Annotated in this window: 14 protein-coding genes; 7 read left to right on the forward strand and 7 right to left on the reverse strand. The window is 72.5% G+C overall.

The window, feature by feature from the left end:
- Positions 1-6 precede the first annotated feature (6 nt).
- A complete protein-coding gene (locus ACH4UK_RS15365; RefSeq protein ID WP_398356541.1) occupies positions 7-3,390 on the forward strand; it encodes a hypothetical protein in 3,384 nt (1,127 codons plus the stop codon).
- Between the two features lie 27 nt (positions 3,391-3,417).
- Here ACH4UK_RS15365 and ACH4UK_RS15370 read toward each other — a convergent pair whose 3' ends face one another.
- From ACH4UK_RS15370 to ACH4UK_RS15395, 6 genes are all read right to left on the reverse strand, one after another.
- Positions 3,418-4,392: an acyl-ACP desaturase gene (locus tag ACH4UK_RS15370; RefSeq protein ID WP_398356542.1), complete on the reverse strand. Its 975-nt coding sequence runs from the start codon at positions 4,390-4,392 to the stop codon at positions 3,418-3,420.
- Between the two features lie 201 nt (positions 4,393-4,593).
- Positions 4,594-6,921 (reverse strand): ATP-binding cassette domain-containing protein, encoded by a 2,328-nt coding sequence (locus ACH4UK_RS15375; protein ID WP_398356543.1) that lies wholly within the window; start codon positions 6,919-6,921, stop codon positions 4,594-4,596.
- A 67-nt stretch (positions 6,922-6,988) separates the two neighbouring features.
- Positions 6,989-8,620 (reverse strand): ABC-F family ATP-binding cassette domain-containing protein, encoded by a 1,632-nt coding sequence (locus tag ACH4UK_RS15380; protein ID WP_398356544.1) that lies wholly within the window; start codon positions 8,618-8,620, stop codon positions 6,989-6,991.
- A 241-nt stretch (positions 8,621-8,861) separates the two neighbouring features.
- Complete coding sequence (locus ACH4UK_RS15385) at positions 8,862-9,278, reverse strand: SsgA family sporulation/cell division regulator (protein ID WP_398356545.1); 417 nt, start codon at positions 9,276-9,278, stop codon at positions 8,862-8,864.
- A gap of 157 nt (positions 9,279-9,435) precedes the next feature.
- Entirely contained in the window at positions 9,436-12,750 is a 3,315-nt protein-coding gene (locus tag ACH4UK_RS15390) for a S8 family peptidase (protein WP_398356546.1), read from the reverse strand.
- A gap of 300 nt (positions 12,751-13,050) precedes the next feature.
- Positions 13,051-13,350 carry a YciI family protein gene (locus ACH4UK_RS15395; protein WP_398356547.1) on the reverse strand — a complete coding sequence of 100 codons (300 nt, stop codon included), beginning with the start codon at positions 13,348-13,350 and terminating at the stop codon, positions 13,051-13,053.
- A 154-nt stretch (positions 13,351-13,504) separates the two neighbouring features.
- On the opposite strand from ACH4UK_RS15395, the gene ACH4UK_RS15400 reads away from it, so the two are divergent.
- Together ACH4UK_RS15400 and mmpA are read left to right on the forward strand one after the other, a co-directional pair.
- On the forward strand, positions 13,505-14,197 hold the full coding sequence (locus ACH4UK_RS15400) for an endonuclease V (protein ID WP_398356548.1): 693 nt from the start codon (positions 13,505-13,507) through the stop codon (positions 14,195-14,197).
- A gap of 205 nt (positions 14,198-14,402) precedes the next feature.
- Positions 14,403-14,546 carry a morphogenic membrane protein MmpA gene (gene mmpA / locus ACH4UK_RS15405; RefSeq protein ID WP_398356549.1) on the forward strand — a complete coding sequence of 48 codons (144 nt, stop codon included), beginning with the start codon at positions 14,403-14,405 and terminating at the stop codon, positions 14,544-14,546.
- Positions 14,547-14,566: 20 nt separating this feature from the next.
- Here mmpA and ACH4UK_RS15410 read toward each other — a convergent pair whose 3' ends face one another.
- Complete coding sequence (locus ACH4UK_RS15410; RefSeq protein WP_398356550.1) at positions 14,567-15,757, reverse strand: saccharopine dehydrogenase family protein; 1,191 nt, start codon at positions 15,755-15,757, stop codon at positions 14,567-14,569.
- Between the two features lie 208 nt (positions 15,758-15,965).
- On the opposite strand from ACH4UK_RS15410, the gene ACH4UK_RS15415 reads away from it, so the two are divergent.
- Genes ACH4UK_RS15415 through ACH4UK_RS15430 form a run of 4 tightly spaced genes read left to right on the forward strand, consistent with a single transcriptional unit; the run spans position 15,966 to position 21,726 of the window.
- On the forward strand, positions 15,966-17,105 hold the full coding sequence (locus ACH4UK_RS15415; protein ID WP_398356551.1) for a CaiB/BaiF CoA transferase family protein: 1,140 nt from the start codon (positions 15,966-15,968) through the stop codon (positions 17,103-17,105).
- 8 nt (positions 17,106-17,113) lie between these two features.
- Positions 17,114-18,256 carry an acyl-CoA dehydrogenase family protein gene (locus ACH4UK_RS15420; RefSeq protein ID WP_398356552.1) on the forward strand — a complete coding sequence of 381 codons (1,143 nt, stop codon included), beginning with the start codon at positions 17,114-17,116 and terminating at the stop codon, positions 18,254-18,256.
- A gap of 43 nt (positions 18,257-18,299) precedes the next feature.
- The gene (locus ACH4UK_RS15425; RefSeq protein ID WP_398356553.1) at positions 18,300-19,514 is read left to right on the forward strand and encodes an acetyl-CoA C-acetyltransferase; all 1,215 of its coding nucleotides are present in this window, start codon (positions 18,300-18,302) and stop codon (positions 19,512-19,514) included.
- A 40-nt stretch (positions 19,515-19,554) separates the two neighbouring features.
- On the forward strand, positions 19,555-21,726 hold the full coding sequence (locus ACH4UK_RS15430; RefSeq protein ID WP_398356554.1) for a 3-hydroxyacyl-CoA dehydrogenase NAD-binding domain-containing protein: 2,172 nt from the start codon (positions 19,555-19,557) through the stop codon (positions 21,724-21,726).
- Positions 21,727-21,742: the final 16 nt, after the last annotated feature.

Genomic DNA, 21,742 nt, shown 5'->3' on the forward strand with positions numbered 1-21,742 from the left:
GGGCCCATGACCGACGCACCGCCGCTCGTCCTCGCCGCCACTCTCCTCGACGCGCTCGAACCGCTGCCGCACACGCGGCGCATGGCCGAACTGGCCCTGCGGGCAGGCCGACTGGCCGACCAGGGGTCCCTGCGCGCGGTCCTCGACGAACTGGAGGACGGCGACCCCTACGAGCGCCGGATCGCGGTGATCGCCGCCGCGGTCGGCCGGGACGCCGAGTGGATCGGCGCGCACCTCGCCGACGAGGACGCCTTCGTACGCGGTCACGCTCTGCGCGCGGCGCGGACGCTCAGGGTGCCGGACACGGCGTACGAGAGCGCCTTCGCCGACGCGCCCGCCGCCGTACGCCGACAGCTTGTGCGGGCGATCCTCGCGGACCGCCGCACCGCGCTCGCCGACCGCCTGGTCACCGTGGTCCGCGACACCTGGGGCGATATCGAGGCGGCCCTGCTGCTGCCCGGCTGCTCGGCCGCGACGGTCCGGGCGCTGCTGCCCGGACTGCGCCGCTCGACGGCCTGCTGGTCCTCGCTCGGGCACCACCACCCCGGACCCGTCCTGGACTCTGCGGAGGAGGAGCTGTCCGGCCTTCCCGTGGCGCGGCGGGACGCCTGGTGGCAGTGGTACGGACACCACCGCGGCATCGCCGCCGCCGCGCCGGCCCTCCCGCACCGGGTGCTCGACCTCCTCGAACAGGTGGGTCCCACCCGGCTCCCGGTGGCGCTGCACCGCCGGCTCGGCTCCCTGGTGGCCGCAGACCCGGTCCGGGTCGCCCGCCTCGTCATCAGGCCGGACGTCTGCGTGGAGCTCCACCACGCGTTCAGCGCGACCCAGCTGCACCGTCTCGTGCGGACCCTGCCCGACGCCGTGCTCGTCGAACTGGGACGCAGCGCGCCGGACCCCGGGGGGCCGGGACACCTCCTCCTCCGCGCCCTGCCGCCCGGCCGCCGCGCCGCACTCCACGAGGCGCTCGCCGAGGGCCGGGGCGAGGGCGCGTCGGGCGTCACCGTCGACACCCGGCTGCTGGACGCGCTGCCCCGTAACCGGGTGGCGGCCGTGGCGCGCCGGCTCGCCGAGCGGGCCCGCCTGCGCGGAGCCGACTCCGCCGTCCTCGTCGCCACGGCCTACCTCCCCTTCGACGAGGGGCGCGAACAGCTCCTGGCCGCCACCCGCGGATCCACGGCCGACGACCGCGCCACGGCCTGGTCGCTGCTCGTCGGCAGCGCGGGCCGCTCCGGCGATCCGGCCTCCGTCGCCACCGTGCTGGAGGACCTGCTGCGTCTGCGCAACGAGCAGGACCCCGTGCGCTCCGCCGCGCTCACCGCCCTGAAGGGCGTGAAGCCCGCCCTCTTCACCGACGCGGTGGAACCGCTGCTCGACCGCCTGGCCGCCGACGCCGTCGAGGCGCGCGACTCCTCCCCGGCCACCCGCTCCGCCCTCAGCTCCCTGGCCGTCGGCGTGCTGCGCGAGCACGCGGTGACCGGACAGCGCGACCTCCTCAACTGGGCGCTGCGCACCCTGGTCCGGATCACCGGCACCAGCGGCAGCGCCGACCTCGGCCGCCTCGACCGGACCCTGCGCCGGGGCCAGGAGCACACGGTCTTCGACGCCCTGCGGCCCTGGCTGGAAGCGGGTGCGGAGCGATCCGACTACGGCCTCGTCCTGGCCCTGGCCCGCGCCGTCGGCCGGCGCGCCGACGCGATGCCCGGCCTCCAGGAGCTGCTGTGGCAGGCCGCGAACTACGGCGAGCCCCACGTGGCCCGGGGCGCCGCCGCCCTCTGGCTCCGCGCCCCGGCCGACCGGGACGAGCGGGCCGAACGGCTGCTCGCCCGGCACCCCTCCGCCATCGCGCTCCCCGACGTCCACCGGGTCGTGACCAGCCGACGGACGGACCTGCTGGAGGCGTATCTCGACGGGACACCGCCCCGCGGCCGGTTCCTGGGACCCGGCGCACACTGGACCTTCGACGTCGCCGGGGCCGAGCGCTGGACCCCTCGTCAGCACCGTGCCGCACAGCGCACGTTGGACCGCACCGTGGCGAACGAGAAGCTGCCGCTGTATCTGCGCACCTCGGCGCTCTGGCGGCTCGCCCGTATCCCCGGGCGGGGCGCCGACGCCGTACGCGCCTGGACCGATGACCGGGAGGTGGGGCTCGCCGAGACCGCGCTCACCGCCCTCGCGCACACCGACCGGCCCGCCGACGCGCTGCCCGACCTGCTCGCCCGCGCCGGTGACGACCGGGCGCGCGTCGCGGCCTACGTGGCGCGCCGGGCCGCCGCGTACACCCGGCCCTCCCAACTGGCCCCGCTGCTCGCCGCCCGCACGGCCCCCGGGACCGGCAAGGTGACGAGCCGCAAGGAGATGGTCCGGCTCGCCGCCGACCTGCTGCCCCGGGTGGCGGCGGCCGCCCTCCTCGTCGAGGCGTACGGGCAGCCGGAGCAGCACCCCGACGTGCGGGCGGTCTGCGTGGCCGCCGGTACGCCGCTGCTCGGCGAGGCGTCCCTGTGGGAGGTGATGGAGAGCGCGGCGGGCGGCGAACGCGCCCTGCGGGTGGCAGTGCTGCGAGCGCACCCGACGGAGCTGGACCCGGCCCTGCGGCCGCGCTACGCCCGGCTGATCCAGGACGTTTGCGACACGGACGACGACTCGCTGGCCGCCCTCGCCCACGCGGCGCTGGTCCCCTGGCTGCCGTGGGCCCCGCACGCGGCGGCGGTGTTGGTCGAGGCGGTCACCGATCTGGACCGGCGGGGGAGGTGGCGTTCGGCCGCCGACGCCCTCGTGGACGCCGCCCGGACCACCCCGGACGCGATCGGGGCCCTGAACCGGGCCCTGACCCTGCTGGCCACCGGCGAGACGGCGGACGACGCGGGGGCGGAGCGGGACCGGCCCGCCCGCCGGCGGCTCGGCCAGCTGGCCAGGACGCTGGCGCTGCGGTCCGGCGCCGACCATCGGCAGGGCGCTGCGGTGCTCGCCGGGGCGGGCCGGACCCTGGCCGCCCACCGCGACCTCGTGCCGGACGCCGTCGCCCTGCTCGCGCGCTCCCTCGACCTGGGGGCGGACCCGGACGCGCTGCACACCGAGCTGGTGGAGCTCGCCGCCCTGCACACCGGCCGCCCGGCGCTCGCCGCCAGGACCGCGCAGACCGTCGGCAGGCGGGTCGCCGGCTACCGGGGGGCGGAGGCGGGCGACCCGGACACCCTGCTGGTCGTCGTCGCGCGCCTGGCGGGGACGGCGGACCCGGCGCAGGGCCTGTTCGCCGCCGAACTGGCCGTGGCGTGCGGCCGGCGCACCCGGTGGACGGGGCCCTGGCGCACCCAGCTGCGCATGCTCCGCCAGCACTCCTCGGGCGATGTCCGCGACGTGGCGTACGCGGAGGCCACCGCCGAGGAGTGAGGACCGGGCGAGCGGGCCCGGGGCGGATCAGGCGCGGCCGCGCGCCACCATGCGGGCCTTGCGGGCGGCGAGCTTCTCGTCGAACTTCGACGCCTCGCTGTCCAGCCCGCTCATGTAGAGACCGAGCTCCTCCTGGGCCTTCGCACCCTCCGGGCCGAGCCCGTCGATGTCCATGACCTTCAGGTAGCGCAGCACGGGCTGGATCACGTCGTCGTGGTGGATGCGCATGTTGTAGATCTCGCCGATCGCCATCTGCGCGGCGGCCCGCTCGAAGCCGGGCATGCCGTGTCCGGGCATCCGGAAGTCGACGACGACGTCACGCACGGACTGCATCGTCAGGTCCGGGGCCAGCTCGAAGGCGGCGCCCAGGAGGTTGCGGTAGAAGACCATGTGGAGGTTCTCGTCGGTCGCGATCCGGGCCAGCATCCGGTCGCAGACCGGGTCGCCGGACTGGTGGCCGGTGTTGCGGTGCGAGACGCGGGTGGCCAGCTCCTGGAAGGCGACGTACGCGACGGAGTGCAGCATCGAGTGCCGGTTGTCCGACTCGAAGCCCTCCGCCATGTGCGTCATGCGGAACTGCTCCAGCTTGTCCGGGTCCACGGCGCGCGAGGTGAGCAGATAGTCGCGCATCACGATGCCGTGACGGCCCTCCTCGGCGGTCCAGCGGTGCACCCAGGTGCCCCACGCGCCGTCACGGCCGAACAGCGAGGCGATCTCGTGGTGGTAGCTGGGGAGGTTGTCCTCGGTCAGCAGGTTCACCACGAGGGCGATCTTGCCGATGTCGGTGACCTTGGACTGGTCCGGCGACCAGGCGTCGCCGTCCTCGAAGATCCCGGGGAAGTTGCGCCCGTCGGAGAACGGCACGTACTCGTGCGGCATCCAGTCCTTGGCGACCTTGAGATGGCGGTTGAGTTCCTTCTCCACCACCTCTTCCAACGCGTACAGCAGCTGGGCGTCGGTCCACGCCTTCGAACTGCCGAGGTGGGGAGAGGTGATCGTCACGGGGAGCTCCTGGGGACGGGAGAATTACCTACGGCTTCGTAGGTTACGTGACCGTAGGTTAAGGCGACGGTAAGGCCAAAGCCAAGCCCGCCCCCGGCAGCAGTCGGCTACCCAGGGTCATGAAGCCAGGTGGGGCGGGGCGCGAAGGCCTCCTCCGGCCCCTTTCGAGCCCCATCCCGCCGCCCCGGGGACGGGTCGATTTCACCGCCCCGGAATCGGTCGTTCCCACTCCGGATCGCGGCGCAGATAGCGGCCGGTGACGGACGTCGGATGCGCGAGCAGATCGGCCGGCGTCCCCTCGAACACCAGCTCCCCGCCGCCCTTCCCGCCGTCCGGGCCGAGGTCGATCACCCAGTCCGCCCGCCGGACCACATCCAGGTTGTGCTCCACGCAGATCACCGTGTTCCCCGCGTCGACCAGCCGGTCCAGCAGATCCACCAGCGCGGCCGTGTCGGCCAGATGCAGTCCGGTCGTCGGCTCGTCCAGCACGTACACGCTGGAGGTGCGGTGCAACTGGGTGGCGAGCTTGATCCGTTGGCGCTCACCGCCCGACAGCGAGGCGAGCGGCTGCCCGAGCGTCAGGTAGGTGAGACCGACCGCGTCCAGGGTCCGCAGTTTCCGCAGCAGCGCCGGATCCTGGAACAGCCCGGCCGCCCGCGCCGCCGTCATGTCCAGGACGTCCACGATCGACCGGCCGCCGACCCGGTGCTTCAGCACGTCGTCGTGGAACCGGCGGCCCTCGCACTCCGGGCAGGGCGTGGTGACCGGGTCCATGAACGCCAGGTCCGTCGAGATCACCCCGCGCCCCGAGCAACCCGAGCAGGCTCCGGCGGAGTTGAAGCTGAACAGCCCCGCGTCGACGCCGTTCTCCCGGGCGAACGCCTTCCGGATGATGTCCAGTGCCCCGATGTACGAGGCCGGGGTGGAGCGCGACGAGGCGGTGATCGCGCTCTGGTCGACGACGACCGCCTCCGGGTACGCGGCCGTGAACACCCGCGACACCAGCGTCGACTTCCCGGAACCCGCCACCCCCGTCACCACGGTCAGCACCCCGGTGGGGAACGCCACGTCCAGGCCCTTGAGATTGTGCAGATCCGCCCCGCGCACCGGGAGCCGGCCGCTGGGGGAGCGGACCGTCTCCTTGAGCGGGGTGCGGCGGCGCAGCGACCGGCCGGTCAGGGTGTCGGCCTCGCGCAGCCGCTCGAAGGTGCCCTCGAAGACGATGTGACCGCCGTCCGATCCGGCCCGCGGCCCCATGTCGACGACATGGTCGGCGACGGCCATCACATCCGGGTCGTGCTCGACGACCAGCACCGTGTTGCCCTTGTCGCGCAGCCGCACCAGCAGATCGCCCAGCCGCCCGACGTCGCGCGGATGGAGACCGACGCTGGGCTCGTCGAAGACGAACGTCAGCCCGGTGAGCGAACTGCCCAGGTGCCGGACCATCTTGAGCCGCTGGCCCTCGCCTCCCGACAGCGTCGTGGTCTCCCGGTCCAGGCTCAGGTACCCGAGCCCGATGCCGGTCAGCCGCTCCAGCCGGTCCCGGGCGGCGGCGGCGATGGGCCCGCCCACCGGATCGTCGATCCGCTCCAGTACGCCGACGAGCTCGGCGACCTCCATCCGCCCGTAGTCGGCGGGCGAGAGCCCGTCGATCCGGGTGGCGAGCGCCGCCGCGTTCAGTCGCGCCCCGCCGCAGGCCCCGCACAGCCGCTCCACCGTGAACCGGGCGGCGGCCGCGCGCCGCTTCTCGGACAGGGCTGCGGTGTCGCGCTTGAGGTACAGCCGCTCGAAGCGCGTCGCGACCCCCTCGAACCGCAGGTCCGCCGAGGAGGTCCGCAGGTCGACGCGGACCGTGAACCCCGAACCGTGCAACAGGAGCCGGCGCTCCCGCTCGCCGAGCTCGGCGAGGGGAACATCGTTGTCGAAGAGGCCGGAACCCCCGTACAGACTCCACTCCCAACCGCCCACCGAGAGGCCGGGCAGCAGCAGCGCCCCCTCGTTCAGCGACTTCGACCAGTCAACCGCCCGGTCGAGATCCAGGTGCACCGTGCGCCCCACCCCGTCGCACTCCGGACACATCCCGGCGGGGTCGTTGAACGAGTACGCGCTCGCCCCGCCCGCGCTCGGGGCCCCGCACCGGGAGAACAGCACCCGGACGACCGACCAGATGTCCGTCGCCGTGCCCACCGTGGAGCGGACGTTGCCGCCCAGCGGCTTCTGGTCGATCACGATCGCCACCGACAGGTCCTCGACGGACTCGACGTGCGGCCGCTCGTACTTCGGCAGCCGGTTGCGCAGGAACGAGGTGAAGGTCTCGTTCAGCTGCCGCTGCGACTCCACGGCGATCGTGTCGAAGACGACCGACGACTTGCCCGAACCGGACACCCCGGTGAAGACGGTGATCCGGCCCTTGGGGATCCTGAGGGAGACGTCGCGCAGATTGTTCTCGCGTGCGCCGGTGATGACGATGTCGCGGTGCGCGGAGCCGGGGGCGTACGGCTCCGCGCCGCGCTCGGGAAAGTGGTCCATGACCGCGACGCTAGGCGGGATACCCGACAGCTTCTGTCCCCTTTTCCGGGCGAGTCCGCCGCGCCCCTCACCCGCCCGCGCGCACCGCCTCCGCCGTCGTGTCCCGCAGCCCGCCGTCGAGCCGCAGCCAGCGGGTGATCCCGATCGACTCCAGGAACGGCACGTCGTGGCTCGCCACGATCAGCGCGCCCTGGTACGCCTCCAGCGCCTCGGTCAGCCGCCGTACGCTCGCCAGGTCGAGGCTGTTCGTCGGCTCGTCGAGCAGCAGCAGCCGGGGCGCCGGGTCGGCCAGCAACAGCATCGCCAGCGTCGCCCGGAACCTCTCCCCGCCCGACAGGACCCCCGCGGGCCGGTCCGCCGCCGCCCCCTTGAACAGGAAGTGCGCCAGCCGCGCCCGGACGGCGTTGTCCGTGGTGCCGGGGGCCGACCGCGCCACGTTCCGCGCCACCGACGACGCGTCGTCCAGCACATTCAGCCGCTGCGGCAGGAACCCCGTCGCGACCAGCGCGCTCGCCTCGCCCGAGAGGGGCGTCAGCTCACCCGCGATGGTCCGGAGCAGCGCCGTCTTGCCCGCCCCGTTGCGCCCGGTCAGCGCGATCCGCTCGGGACCCCGCACCATCAGCTCGCCCGCCAGCGGCGGGCCGTAGGGCGGCACCGGGTCGCGCAGCAGCAGCACCTCGCTGCCCGGGTGGACCCGGGTCCCCGGCAGCTCGACGCGGATCTCCTCGTCCTCCCGCACCGCGAGCTCCGCCTCGTCGAGACGCTCCCTGGCCGCGGCCAGCCGCTCGGTGTGCAGGATGCGGTGCTTGCCGGCCGACTCCTGGGCGGAGCGCTTGCGCTGGCCCATCACGACCTTGGGCTCGCGCTTGGTGTCCCACATCTTCTGCCCGTAGCGCTTGCGCCGGGCCAACTTGACGTGTGCGTCGGACAGTTCGCGCTTCTGCCGCTGCACATCCGATTCGGCGGCCCGCACCATGCGCTGCGCCGCCTCCTGTTCGACCGCGAGCGCCTCCTCGTACGCCGACAGATTCCCTCCGTACCAGGTGACCGCGCCCTCGCGCAGATCCGCGATCCGGTCGACCCGCTCCAGCAGTTCCCGGTCGTGGCTGACGACGACCAGCGCGCCCGTCCAGCCGTCGACCGCGTCGTACAGCCGCCGACGGGCGTACGCGTCCAGGTTGTTCGTCGGCTCGTCCAGCAGCAGCACCCCGGGCCGGTCCAGCAGCAGCGCGGCCAGCCGCAGCAGGACGCACTCGCCGCCGGACATCTCCCCGATGGTGCGGTCGAGCCCGATGTGCCCGAGGCCGAGCCCGTCCAGCGTGGCGAGGGAGCGTTCCTCGATGTCCCAGTCGTCGCCGATCACCGTGAAGAGCTCCGCCCGGACGTCGCCCGACTCGACGGCGTCGAGCGCCGCGCGCCGGTCCGCGATGCCGAGCACCTCGTCGACCCGCAGCGCGGTGTCCAGGACCAGGGTCTGGGGCAGGTAGCCGATTTCGCCGCGGGTCCTGACCACCCCGGACAGCGGAGCGAGTTCACCGGCGATCAGTCGCAGCAGGGTGGACTTTCCGCAGCCGTTGAGGCCGATCAGCCCCGTGCGGCCGGGTCCCACGGCCAGATCGAGGCCGGTGAAGACCTCACCGCCGTCGGGCCAGGAGAAACAGAGCGAGGTACAGCGAATGTGGGTGTCGGTAGCAGACATACGGATCTCCCGCGGACGTCGGGGAAGGACAAGGACGGCTGAGCGAACCGAGATCGCACACGGGCGCTCCGGCCACGACAGGGCGCGGCGGGCGCTGCACGGTGTGCACAGGACCTCAGATCAGCAACGTCCTACTCCGATCGACGACGACAGGGACACCACGAAGGTAGAGCCGGGACCTCGCCCCGGCAACCGGATTTGCGGCGGGGGTCTCTCGCCGCTCCGAACGAGGGGCCCGAGGTCAGCAGGGACCGCCGAGCAGGTCGGTCAGCCCCCGGTCCAGGTCCAGATACCGGTGCTCGTCGCCCGCCGGAACCAGCTCCTGCGCCCGCTGGAGGAAACGCCGCAGCTCCTCGGTGCGCACATGGACCATGGCGATGCCCTCGGCGGCGTGGAACTCCAGCACGGTCCGCTCGTATCCGAACGGTCGTACGCGTACGTCTCCCTGCCCGGCCGGGGAGTCCACCCCGGTGGCCAGCAGCTCGCGGGAGAACTCCCAGGACACCTCGGTGCCTTCCAGGGTCGCCGGGGCCGGGAACGCCATGCGTACGGCGAAGGGGTACTGCCGGTCGTAGCTCAAAGTGGCGGGCAGGGTCTCCATCCGCGGTGCGGACGCGACCATGCGAGCCTGCACGGACTGTTCGATGACGCTGGACAAGACCTACTCCCTCACGCGGCTGGGTGAACGGTTCCCGGCATTGGAGTAGACGACGGAACGCCTCGATTCGTGCACCGGCGCGCCGCGTGAGCTGCGTCACCGGCTGCGGCCGGCCCGGACCGGGCGCGCGTGGCGTCCCGGTCCGGGCCGGCCGGCGTCAGCGTCCGAGGAAGGCGTCGTGCACGGTGATGGTGGACGTGTTGTCCTGCTTGTCCACCACCTCGGCCCGCAGCGAGACCGACGCGTCCTTCGCCGGGGAGAGCAGGGCGTACCTGCCGAGAACCCTGGGCAGCTTGATCCAGGTCCGGCCGCCGTCGTAGCTGGCCCGCACGGTCAGTGACCTGAGGTTGTCACCGGCCGCGGAGCCCTGGACCTCGACCGGCATCAGCACGGGCCGGTAGGCCTTGGCGCGGGACTGGAGGTCGAGCTCCGGACGGAAGCGGACGACGGAGACCGGCAGGTCCCCGTCGGCGCCGGCCTCGGAGCGGAACGTGAAACCGGCGTCGATCCGGGTGCTCGCGAGGGCGATCTTCGGGCTGCGGGTGATCGAGGTGGTGAGCCGGTACGCGCCGTCCTCGTCGGGCACCGGGAACGACGTCGAGGACAGCGGGTTGTCGCTCTCCCCGATCTTCTCGCCGTCGCGGTACAGCGTGGTGGCCACCGATTCGAGCGTCGTGGAACCGCCGTGGCCCTCGCCGTCGGCGAACATGTCGAGGAAGGCGTAGAGCGTGTTGCCCGAGCGGCTGATCCCGTCGTACGTGCCCAGCGCCGGGCCGAAGACCCCGGTGTTGAAGACGGTGCGGTACGTCCGGCCGGCCTCGAAGGAGGTGGGGTCGATGCCGTACCGGGAGTCCGTGAGCTGCCAGCCGTTCGGCAGGAAGTCGCCGAGCTGCTCGAATCCCACGGTCCACTTCGTCCCCGCCGCCCCGCCGACGTACAGCCGCTGCTCGCCCGGCGCGGCCAGGGTCCGGCCCGCGGGGTAGCCCATGAGTCCGCCCGGCAGGTGTCCGATGGGCGCCAGCCAGGCGTCCTTGCCCGGGACCGGTTCGCCGAGACCGATGTCGAGGCGGGCCAGGTCGCCGCGCCGGACGTGCCGGGTCAGGCCGTCCGACAGCCGCGTGACGGGGCCGCCGTAGAGCAGCGCGTACTGGGTGTCCTCGCCGACGGTGAAGTCGGCGTCCCAGATCTGCGTCAGCTCGCCCTCGGGGAGCTCGGGGCCCAGGTGGGCGGAGCGGAAGTTCTCGTACGTCTGCAGGTTCCACCCGAAGCCCATGGTGGACGCACCCACCTTGACCCCGACCTTGGTGTACGCCTGATACCCGACGGCCTCCGCGTCCGGGAGGGTGATGTCGACCGGCTTGGCCGTGCGGGCGTCCAGGGTCACCTGCGTGGCGCCGTCGACGACCAGCTTGGGCTGGGCGATCCAGTCGGTGCCCTTGGTGGTGTCGGCGCGGTCGGCCAGGACCAGGCCGTGCACGCTGTACTCGCCGGCCGGCAGGCGCAGGGTGGTGGAGTCGCTCGCCTCGTCGAGGGCGAACTCCTTGCCCGCGGCTTCGCCGGTCAGACCGTTCACATAGGACTGGAAGTGCGCGGCGGGCCCGCCCGCGCGGTCCAGGTGCTGGAGCCGCACCTCGTACGAGGCGCCCTCCCGCTCCACGGCGAACGCGGTGCGCACGCTCTGGTCCGTGCCGGTCGCGGTGACGGCCCCGCTGTAGTGGCCGTCGGGCGCCTCGAGGGAGGTGTCCGCGGTGAAGGCCGCCTCGGCGGTCGCGCCCGCGGGCACGGTGATCTGCGCGGGGCTGACCTCGAACATCCCGTCCGGGGCGGCCGCGCCCTCGGGGCCCTTCCCGGCTGCGGCCAGGTCCAGGGTCACCTCGGTGGCGCCGGTGTTGCGGTAGGTGAGCGTGCGGGTGATCGGCTCGTCGTCCTCGTGCGGCCAGGCGGCCTTGCCGAGACTGAGCGAGACGGGGGTGGCGTACACGCTCTGAGCGACCGCCCGGTCCGACTGGACCCGGCCCGCGCCCTGCTCGAACGCGGTGAAGCCGGTGTCCTTCGTGGAGGCCGTCAGTACGCCCTTGAGCTCGGCGGCCTTCCAGCTCGGGTGCTGCTGCTTCAACAGCGCCGCGGCGCCCGCGACATGCGGCGTCGCCATCGAGGTGCCGGAGATGGTCATGTACCCGGGCGGGTTCTCGCCGTACTCCTCGGCGATGGCGTTGCCGGGGGCGGAGGCGGCGGTGATGTCGACGCCGGGCGCCGTGACATCGGGCTTGATCGCCCCGTCGCCCACGCGGGGGCCGCGGCTGGAGAAGTCGGCCATGGCATCGTTGTCGTCGACCGCGCCCACGGTGAGCGCGCCGTCCGCGGCGCCCGGGGTGCCGATGGTGCTCTCGCCGTCGCGGCCCTCGTTGCCCGCGGCGACGGCGAACAGGATGCCGTTGTTCTCGGTGTAGGTGTTGACCGCCTCTTCGAGGGGCTCGACGCCGGGGCTGTCCGGCCCGCCGAGGCTCATGTTGACGATGTCGGCGCCTTCGCCGACGGCCCACTCGATGGCCTCGATGATCCCGGACTCCTCGCCGCTGCCGGAGTCGTCGAGCACCTTGCCGTCGATGATCGAGGCGCCGGGCGCGACGCCCTTGTACCGGACGCCCTTGCCCGCGACGGTGGAGGCGACATGGGTGCCGTGGCCCTGGCGGTCCTTGGCGTCGGGGGCGCCGGAGAAGTTCTTCTCCACCAGCTGTTGACCGACGAGTTCGGGGTGGGTCTCGTCCACGCCGGTGTCCAGGACGGCGACCTTCACGCCGGTGCCGTCGTATCCGGCGGCCCAGGCCTTGTCGGCGCCGATCTGCGGGACGCTGACGTCGAGCCGCGCCGTGACGGTGCCGTCCAGCCAGACCTTGTCGACGCCGGAGGCGGGGGCGAGGGCCTGACCGGCGCCCTCCCGGGTGAGGGCCTTCCAGAGCGCCGGAAGGTCGGCCTGCGCGGTGGTGAGGGCCTGCGCGTTCAGCGACTTCAGGGTCCGGCGGACCTGGGTGGACCCGGCGCTCCGGACCTCGGCGCGGGCGGCGGAGGCGCTGCCCCGGTAGCCGACGATGACCTTGAGGCCGTTCTTGTACGCCTTGCGGGCGGCGGCCGTGTCCAGACCCGTTACGTCGAACAGGCGGCGGTCGACCGTGCCGCTGGAGACCAGGCGCTGGGCGTCGAGCGGCACGACCAGGGAGCGGTCGCCCTCGCTGCGGATGTGGACGGGGATGTTCTCGCGGCCCGGGGCCGCTCGGAAACCGGTCACGCGGCCGGAGGTCACCTCCACCACGTCACCGGTGATGAGCTGCACCCGATGTGGGACGGGGTTCTTCCCGGCCTTCGCCGGAGCGGCCGACGCGGGGGTCGCCGCCGGGCTGAACCCCGCGCTCATCGCCATGACCGTGGTGACGGCCGCGGCTATGACGAAGGGTCTTCCTGCCGTACTTCGCACGTGAATCCTCTGGTGGTCGGAACGGGGACGCGCGGTTGTATACCGCGAGTTGACCTGCGCCGGGCAGTATTCAGAGCGAAGGGGGCTGGAGCAAGAGGCGTGCGGCAGATTGAACCCGCACAAGGCGTATGTCGGGAACCTGTTTACGCAGGGGAAACGGCTCGGTGGCCCGGTATGCGGGAGGTATGCCGTCGATGCGGCATCAACTGCGCGCTCCGCCGCATCCGCTGACGTAGTGGCGCACAGGGCCCGTCCGTGACGTCTTGGTATACAAAGCCGTCAAGTGGGCCCGGCGAGATGTCAGCCGGGCAGCTGCTGCCGGTAGGGGGCGAGGCCGGGCGCCGTCTTCGTCGCGATGAACTCCATGATCCGGTACGTGCACACCCCGTGCGTGGCGAAGGGATCGGTTGCCGCGATCTCCTCGATCGCCGCCCGGTCCTCCCCGACCGCCAGGATCACTCCGCCGTCCCGGGGGCTCTTGCGGCCCGAGGCGATGAAGACGCCCGCCGCGTACTGCTCGTCGAGCCAGACGATGTGCTCCTCCAGCAGCGCGTCGACGCGCTCGACCGGAGCCGTGTAGGTCAATTCGAGTACGAACATGATCGCCAGGCTACGGGATTCCGGCCGCGTCGGGAGGAGGATCGGGACGAGGAGCCGGGCCCACGACGGGGAGCCCCGGGCGACCGCCGGACCTGCGGCCTTCGACGCCCATCGGGTGACGGGCGGGAGCCCGCCACCGCATAAGCTTCCGGACATGACGACCTCCTCCACTCCCGCCCATGAGACCCCTGTCGACGAAGCCGAGGGCCGGGCGATCCAGGACCGCCTGCGCGGCCGGGTGATCCTGGACGAGGCGGGGCCGGAGGCCGGAACGGGGCTGGTCACCGGGGTGGACGTGGCCTACGACGACGAGAAGGACGTCGTCGTCGCGGCGGCCGTGGTGCTGGACGCCGTGACGCTGGAGACGGTCGACGAGGCCACCGCCGTCGGCCGGATCACCTTCCCGTACGTACCCGGACTGCTGGCCTTCCGGGAGATCCCCACCGTGCTGGAGGCGCTGGACACCCTGACCGTCGACCCCGGCCTCGTCGTCTGCGACGGCTACGGTCTGGCGCACCCCCGCCGCTTCGGACTCGCGAGCCACCTGGGCGTGCTCACCGGGCTGCCGGTGATCGGCGTCGGCAAGAACCCGTTCACGTTCACCTACGAGGCCCCCGGCCCCCGGCGCGGCGACTTCTCCCCGCTGCTGGACGGCGAGGAAGTGGTGGGCCGGGCGCTGCGCACCCAGGAGAACACCAACCCGGTGTTCGTCTCGGTGGGCCACCGCATCAGTCTCGACAACGCCTGCGCCCACACGCTGCGGCTCGCCGGCCGCTACCGCCAGCCGGAGAGCACCCGCCGGGCGGACGCGCTGTGCCGGCAGACCCTGCGCGAAGCGACGGCCTGACGCGGACCGCCCCGATCCGGGGGAGCGGCGGCCGTCGGCGGTGACGCGACGGTGCCGGCCGTCGTCGTGGTCGGCCGGCCGCACGCCGAACCGGTCACGCGAGAGGCCGTCTTCCCCCGCGTGACGGTCCCGGGCGTGGAACAGTCCTGCAACTGAGTAGCCGCACGGATGGCATGGATCCGCCTGGCTGGGCAGGCTGACACGTATGAACGCATCTCGCACAGCCGTCCGCACCGCGCCTTTCGACCCCGCTCAGCGCCGCATGGCCCTCGGCATGCTCCTCGGCAGCGCTGTCGGCCTCGTCTGGCTGGGAGCGATGCTCCACACGCTGGTCGGCTGGATCCTCTAGGCGGCGCGAGGGCCCGGGGGCTACCGCACCGCCGCCACCCGGAACCGCAGCCCCGCCGTCGTCAGCCGCTCCAGCAGCGCGTCCCCCATGGCCACCGCCGTGGTGACCTGCCCGGAGGTCTGCGGCAGCTCGTCCAGGGCCAGGCAGAGCGCCGACTCGGCGAGGATCTTCGCCGTCTCGCCGTAGCCCGGGTCGCCGCCGGACACCTCGGTGAAGACCCGCCGCCCGCCGCCCGCGCCGACGAAGCGGATGGTGAACCAGCTCCGTTCGCGGCGCTCCTCGTCCGGCCCCCGGCCCGGCTCGTAGCGCCCCATCAGCCACTCCCGTACGCCCTCGACCTGCGCGGCGGCCACCAGGGCGCCGATCGCCACCGGGGCGCCGAGGGCCATCGGCAGCGTCTTCACCGAGGCGAAGTGCCGGTAGCGGAAGTCGGGGCCGTACCGCTCCAGGGCGCGTGCGGAGCGGCCCACGATCGTCGGGTCCACCGTCGGCAGCGGCAGCGCCCAGGAGCCGGTGGCCCCGCTGAAGTGCGGGGAGCCCGCCGGAGTGCGGACGCGGCGGCTCACCAGGCGCGGTTCGTGGAGCCGGCGCTCCCGGGCGGCGGCGAACATCTGCGGGCCCCGGCCCATCGCGGTCAGCGCCGAGGCGAACGTCCCGCCGGAGAACACCGCGTTCGTGCGGACGAAGCCGTCGACGCTCAGGGGGACGTCCTCGGGCAGCTGCTTGACGGTGAAGTAGGCCCCGAGGTCGTGCGGAACGGAGTCGAAGCCGCAGGCGTGCACGATGCGCGCCCCCGTCTCGCGGGCCCGCGCGTCGTGGTCGAGGTAGGTCCGGTCGATGAACTCGGCCTCGCCCGTGAGGTCCGCGTAGTCCGTCCCGGCCTCGGCGCAGGCGGCGACGAGCTTCTCCCCGTAACGGATGTACGGTCCCACCGTCGTGGCCACCACCCGTGTGGAGGCGGCCAGTTCGGCCAGCGCCGACGCGTCGTCCGCGTCCGTCTCCAGCAGCGGCAGATCCGCGCAGCCCGGTGCGATCGCGGTGAGCCGCTCGCGCAGCCCCTCCAGCTTGGCCCGGCTGCGTCCGGCCAGCGCCCAGCGGAGGCCGGCGGGGGCGTGGGCCGCCAGATAGGCGGCCGTGAGCGTCCCCACGAAGCCGGTGGCACCGAAGAGGACGACGTCCAAGGGGCGTGACGCGTCGTTCTGCCTGTTCACGAGTACCTCCGCAGGGGGACGGGTGCCGACGTGGCAGGCAGAGGGTAGCGGAGAGCGACGTGGCGGCGTGCGGCCGGGCGGGGTGGATGCGGGAGGATCGGGGCGAAGAGCTAAGCGCTTGCTCGGCCCCAGGGGTTGTGCGGAGCCGGGCGGGTTCTTAGCATCGTTGATGTTACATCGGTTGTGTCATACCCCTGGGGGCTCACAGATGGCGAAAGGCCCAAGGTCCGGGCACGGTCCCCTGACCGGTGTCCGGGTCGTCGAGCTGGCGGGCATCGGTCCCGGACCGTTCGCCGCGATGCTGCTGGCGGACCTCGGGGCCGACGTCGTGCGCGTCGACCGCCCCGGCGGCGCCGGGCTCGGCATCGATCCCGCGTACGACCTCACCAACCGCAACAAGCGCTCCGTCCTCCTCGACCTCAAGAGCGACGAGGGCCCGGCTCGCGTCCTCGACCTGGTCGAACGCGCCGACATCCTGATCGAGGGCTACCGCCCCGGCGTCGCCGAACGCCTCGGCGTCGGACCCGAAGCCTGCCTCGCGCGCAACGCGAAGCTCGTCTACGGCCGGATGACCGGCTGGGGCCAGGACGGGCCGCTCGCCGACCGGGCCGGGCACGACATCTCCTACATCGCGCTCACTGGCACCCTGTCCATGATCGGCAAGCCGGACGAACCGCCCACCGTCCCCGCCAACCTGGTCGGCGACTACGCGGGCGGCTCGCTCTACCTCGTCGTCGGCGTCCTCGCCGCCCTCCAGCACGCCCGCGCCCACGGCGAGGGGCAGGTCGTCGACGCCGCCATCGTCGACGGCGCCGCCCACCTCGCCACGATGATCCACGGAATGCTGGCCGCCGGCGGCTGGCAGGACCGGCGCGGGGCGAACCTCCTGGACGGCGGCTGCCCGTTCTACGGCTCCTACGAGACCTCCGACGGGCAGTACATGGCCGTCGGCCCGCTGGAACAGCGCTTCTACGCCGAGTTCACCGAGCTCCTCGGCCTCGCGGACAACGCCCCCGACCGGGGCGACATCGGTCAGTGGGACGAGCTGCGCACCGCCGTCGCCGACCGCTTCCGCACCCGCACGCGTGCCGAGTGGACCGAGGTCTTCGACGGCACCGACGCCTGCGTGGCCCCGGTGCTCTCGCTCCGCGAAGCGCCGCACCACCCGCATCTCGCCGCCCGCTCCACCTTCGTCGAGCACGGCGGCCTCACCCAGCCCGCCCCCGCGCCGCGCTTCTCGGCCACCCCCGTCTCCGTACGCAGCGGGCCCGCGCGCCCCGGCGCCGACACGGCCGCCGTTGCCGCCGACTGGGACGTACCGGGGCTCAGGCCCACCTCTCACGACTAGGAGACCCCGTGCAACGGCAGATCTTCACCGAGGAGCACGACGCGTTCCGCGAGACCGTCCGGGCCTTCCTGGCCAAGGAGGTCCTCCCGTACTACGAGCAGTGGGAGCAGGACGGGATCGTCTCCCGCGAGGCCTGGCTCGCCGCCGGGCGCGCGGGGCTGCTGGGCCTCGCCGTCCCGGAGGAGTACGGGGGCGGCGGCAGCGACGACTTCCGCTACAGCGCCGTCCTCGCCGAGGAGTTCACCCGGGCCGGGGCCCCCGGGCTGGCGATCGGCCTGCACAACGACATCATCGGCCCCTACCTCACCGGCCTGGCCACCGACGAGCAGAAGCGGCGCTGGCTTCCCGGCTTCTGCTCCGGCGCGACCATCACCGCCATCGCGATGACCGAGCCGGGCGCGGGCTCCGATCTCCAGGGCATCCGCACGACCGCCGAGGACAAGGGCGACCACTGGCTGCTCAACGGCTCCAAGACCTTCATCTCCAACGGCATCCTCGCCGACCTGGTGGTCGTCGTCGCGAAGACCACCCCCGAGGGCGGGGCCAAGGGCCTCTCGCTGATCGTCGTCGAACGCGGGGCGGAGGGCTTCGAGCGCGGCCGCAACCTCGACAAGATCGGCCAGAAGTCCCAGGACACCGCCGAGTTGTTCTTCAACGACGTCCGGGTCCCCAAGGAGAACCTCCTCGGTGAGCTCGACGGCGCGTTCATCCACCTGATGACCAACCTGGCCCAGGAGCGCATGGGCATAGCGGTCGCCGGGATCGCCGGCGCCGAATACCTGCTGGAGATCACCACCCAGTACGTCAAGGAGCGCGAGGCGTTCGGCCGCCCGCTCTCCAAGCTCCAGCACATCCGCTTCGAGATCGCCGAGATGGCCACCGAGTGCGCGGTCACCCGGACCTTCCTGGACCGGTGCATCGTCGACCATTCCGATGGCGTCCTGGACGCCGTCCACGCCTCCATGGCGAAGTGGTGGGCCACCGAGCTGCAGAAGCGCGTCGCCGACCGCTGCCTCCAACTCCACGGAGGCTACGGCTACATGAGCGAGTACAAGGTCGCCAAAGCCTTCACCGACGGCCGCGTCCAGACCATCTACGGCGGCACGACCGAGATCATGAAGGAGATCATCGGTCGCTCGCTGCTCGCCTGAGCCCCCGTACCGGGCCGACAACCACCCTCGAAAGGCAGCTGTCTTGAGTACCGAAGCATTCGTCTACGACGCGATCCGCACCCCGCGCGGTCGTGGCAAGGCCAACGGGGCCCTGCACGGCACCAAGCCGATCGACCTGGTCGTCGGCCTCATCCACGAGATCCGGGACCGCTTCCCGGACCTCGACCCGGCCGCCATCGACGACATCGTCCTCGGCGTGGTCAGCCCGCTCGGCGACCAGGGCTCCGACATCGCCCGCATCGCCGCCATCGCGGCGGGCCTGCCCGACTCCGTCGCCGGGGTCCAGGAGAACCGCTTCTGTGCCTCGGGCCTGGAGGCGGTCAACCTGGCCGCCGCCAAGGTCCGTTCGGGCTGGGAGGACCTCGTCCTGGCCGGCGGCGTCGAGTCGATGTCCCGGGTGCCGATGGGCTCCGACGGCGGGGCCTGGGCGATGGACCCGATGACCAGCTTCGAGACCGGCTTCGCCCCGCAGGGCATCGGGGCCGACCTCATCGCCACCATCGAGGGCTTCAGCCGCCGCGACGTCGACGAGTACGCCGCGCTCTCCCAGGAGCGCGCCGCCGCCGCCTGGAAGGACGGCCGCTTCGCCCGCTCCGTCGTCCCGGTCAAGGACCGCAACGGCCTCCTCGTCCTCGACCACGACGAGCACCTGCGCCCCGGCACCACCGCCGACTCCCTCGCCGGTCTCAAGCCGTCCTTCGCGGGCATCGGCGAGATGGGCGGCTTCGACGCGGTGGCCCTCCAGAAGTACCACTGGGTCGAGAAGATCGACCACGTCCACCACGCCGGCAACTCCTCCGGCATCGTGGACGGCGCGTCGCTCGTCGCCATCGGCTCCCGGGAGGTCGGCGAGCGCTACGGCATGACCCCGCGCGCCCGCATCGTCTCCGCCGCCGTCTCCGGCTCCGAGCCCACCATCATGCTCACCGGCCCCGCCCCCGCCACCCGCAAGGCGCTCGCCAAGGCCGGGCTGACCATCGACGACATCGACCTCGTCGAGATCAACGAGGCCTTCGCCGGAGTCGTCCTGCGCTTCGTCAAGGACATGGGCCTGAGCCTGGACAAGGTCAACGTCAACGGCGGCGCCATCGCGCTCGGCCACCCCCTCGGCGCGACCGGCGCGATGATCCTCGGCACGGTCATCGACGAACTGGAGCGCCGCGACCAGCAGTTCGGCCTGGTCACCCTCTGCGTCGGCGGCGGCATGGGTGTCGCCACCGTCGTCGAACGCATCTGACCCGTCCCCGGCCCTACCTGCTTACGGAGAAGACACCGACATGACCGAGAGCACGACCATCCGCTGGGAACAGGACGAGACCGGCGTCGTCACCCTCGTACTGGACGACCCCAACCAGTCGGCCAACACGATGAACCAGGCCTTCAAGGACTCCATCGCGGCCGTCGCGGAGCGCGCCGAGGCCGAGAAGGACTCCATCCGCGGCATCATCTACACCTCCGCCAAGAAGACCTTCTTCGCGGGCGGCGACCTCAAGGACATGATCAAGGTCGGCCCCGAGAACGCCCAGGCCGCCTTCGACACCGGCACCGAGATCAAGAACTCGCTCCGCCGTATCGAGACCCTCGGCAAGCCCGTCGTCGCCGCCGTCAACGGGGCGGCCCTCGGCGGCGGTTACGAGATCGCCCTCGCCTCCCACCACCGCGTCGCCCTCGACGCGCCCGGCTCCCGCATCGGCCTGCCCGAGGTCACCCTCGGCCTGCTCCCGGCCGGCGGCGGCGTCACCCGGACCGTACGCCTCATGGGCATCGCCGACGCGCTGCTCAAGGTGCTCCTCCAGGGCACCCAGTACACCCCGCGGCGCGCCCTGGAGAACGGCCTCGTCCACGAAGTCGCCGCCACCCGCGAGGAGATGCTCGAGAAGGCCCACGCCTTCATCGACGCCCACCCCGAGTCGCAGCAGCCCTGGGACGTCAAGGGCTACCGGATCCCCGGCGGCACCCCGTCGAACCCGAAGTTCGCCGCCAACCTGCCCGCCTTCCCCGCCAACCTGAGGAAGCAGCTGGCGGGCGCGCCCATGCCCGCACCGCGCAACATCCTGGCGGCGGCCGTCGAGGGCTCCCAGGTCGACTTCGAGACCGCCCTGACCATCGAGGCCCGGTACTTCACCGAGCTGGTCACCGGCCAGGTCTCCAAGAACATGATCCAGGCCTTCTTCTTCGACCTCCAGGCCGTCAACTCCGGCGCCAACCGCCCCAAGAACATCCCCGAGCGTCCCGTCGAGAAGGTCGCCGTCCTCGGCGCCGGGATGATGGGCGCGGGCATCGCCTACTCCTGCGCCAAGGCCGGCATCGAGGTCGTCCTCAAGGACGTCTCCACCGAGGCGGCCGCCAAGGGCAAGGCGTACAGCGAGAAGCTGCTCGCCAAGGCGCTCTCCCGGGGCCGCACGACCGAGGCGCAGCGCGACGAACTGCTGGCCCGGATCACCCCGACCGGCGACCCGGCCGACCTCGCGGGCTGCGACGCGGTGATCGAGGCCGTCTTCGAGGACACCGCGCTCAAGCACAAGGTGTTCCAGGAGATCCAGGACGTCATCGAGCCGGACGCGCTGCTCTGCTCCAACACCTCCACCCTCCCGATCACGGTCCTCGCCGAAGGCGTCTCGCGCCCCGTCGACTTCATCGGGCTGCACTTCTTCTCGCCCGTCGACAAGATGCCGCTGGTCGAGATCATCAAGGGCGAGCGGACCGGCGACGAGGCGCTGGCCCGCGCCTTCGACCTGGTGCGCCGGATCAGGAAGACGCCGATCGTCGTCAACGACTCGCGCGGCTTCTTCACCTCCCGGGTCATCGGCCAGTTCATCAACGAGGGCGTCGCCATGGTCGGCGAGGGCGTCGAGCCCGCGTCGGTCGAGCAGGCCGCCGCCCAGTCCGGCTACCCGGCCAAGGTGCTCTCCCTGATGGACGAGCTGACCCTGACCCTGCCGCGCAAGATCCGCAACGAGACCAGGCGCGCGGTGGAGGAGGCCGGCGGCAGCTGGCCCGGACACCCCTCCGACGAGGTCATCGACCGCATGGTCGACGAGTTCGGCCGCACCGGACGCAGCGGCGGCGCGGGCTTCTACGACTACGACGAGACCGGCAAGCGCGCCGGTCTGTGGCCCGGACTGCGCGAGCACTTCGCCAAGCCGGACGTCGACGTGCCGTTCGAGGACATGAAGGAGCGGATGCTCTTCTCCGAGGCCCTGGACAGCGTCCGCTGCCTGGAGGAGAACGTCCTCATCTCCGTCGCCGACGCCAACATCGGCTCCATCATGGGCATCGGCTTCCCGCCGTGGACCGGCGGCGTCCTGCAGTACATCAACGGGTACGAAGGCGGCCTGCCCGGCTTCGTGGCCCGCGCCCGGGAACTCGCCGAGCGCTACGGCGACCGCTTCCTGCCGCCCGCACTGCTGGTGGAGAAGGCGGACCGGGGCGAGACCTTCCACGACTAGCGCGCCGAGCGAGCAG

Origin of the sequence: Streptomyces sp. NPDC020884 (genome assembly GCF_044333935.1) — a bacterium.
In the GTDB taxonomy this organism is placed as follows: Bacteria; Actinomycetota; Actinomycetes; order Streptomycetales; family Streptomycetaceae; genus Streptomyces.

Excerpts from the sequence above, each read along its gene's own strand:
- ACH4UK_RS15415 (WP_398356551.1), top strand. The coding sequence starts at position 15,966 with ATGGCGAAAGGCCCAAGGTCCGGGCACGGTCCCCTGACCGGTGTCCGG.
- mmpA (WP_398356549.1), top strand. The coding sequence starts at position 14,403 with ATGAACGCATCTCGCACAGCCGTCCGCACCGCGCCTTTCGACCCCGCT.
- ACH4UK_RS15430 (WP_398356554.1), top strand. The coding sequence starts at position 19,555 with ATGACCGAGAGCACGACCATCCGCTGGGAACAGGACGAGACCGGCGTC.
- ACH4UK_RS15395 (WP_398356547.1), bottom strand. The coding sequence starts at position 13,350 with ATGTTCGTACTCGAATTGACCTACACGGCTCCGGTCGAGCGCGTCGAC.
- ACH4UK_RS15400 (WP_398356548.1), top strand. The coding sequence starts at position 13,505 with ATGACGACCTCCTCCACTCCCGCCCATGAGACCCCTGTCGACGAAGCC.
- ACH4UK_RS15375 (WP_398356543.1), bottom strand. The coding sequence starts at position 6,921 with ATGGACCACTTTCCCGAGCGCGGCGCGGAGCCGTACGCCCCCGGCTCC.
- ACH4UK_RS15365 (WP_398356541.1), top strand. The coding sequence starts at position 7 with ATGACCGACGCACCGCCGCTCGTCCTCGCCGCCACTCTCCTCGACGCG.
- ACH4UK_RS15380 (WP_398356544.1), bottom strand. The coding sequence starts at position 8,620 with ATGTCTGCTACCGACACCCACATTCGCTGTACCTCGCTCTGTTTCTCC.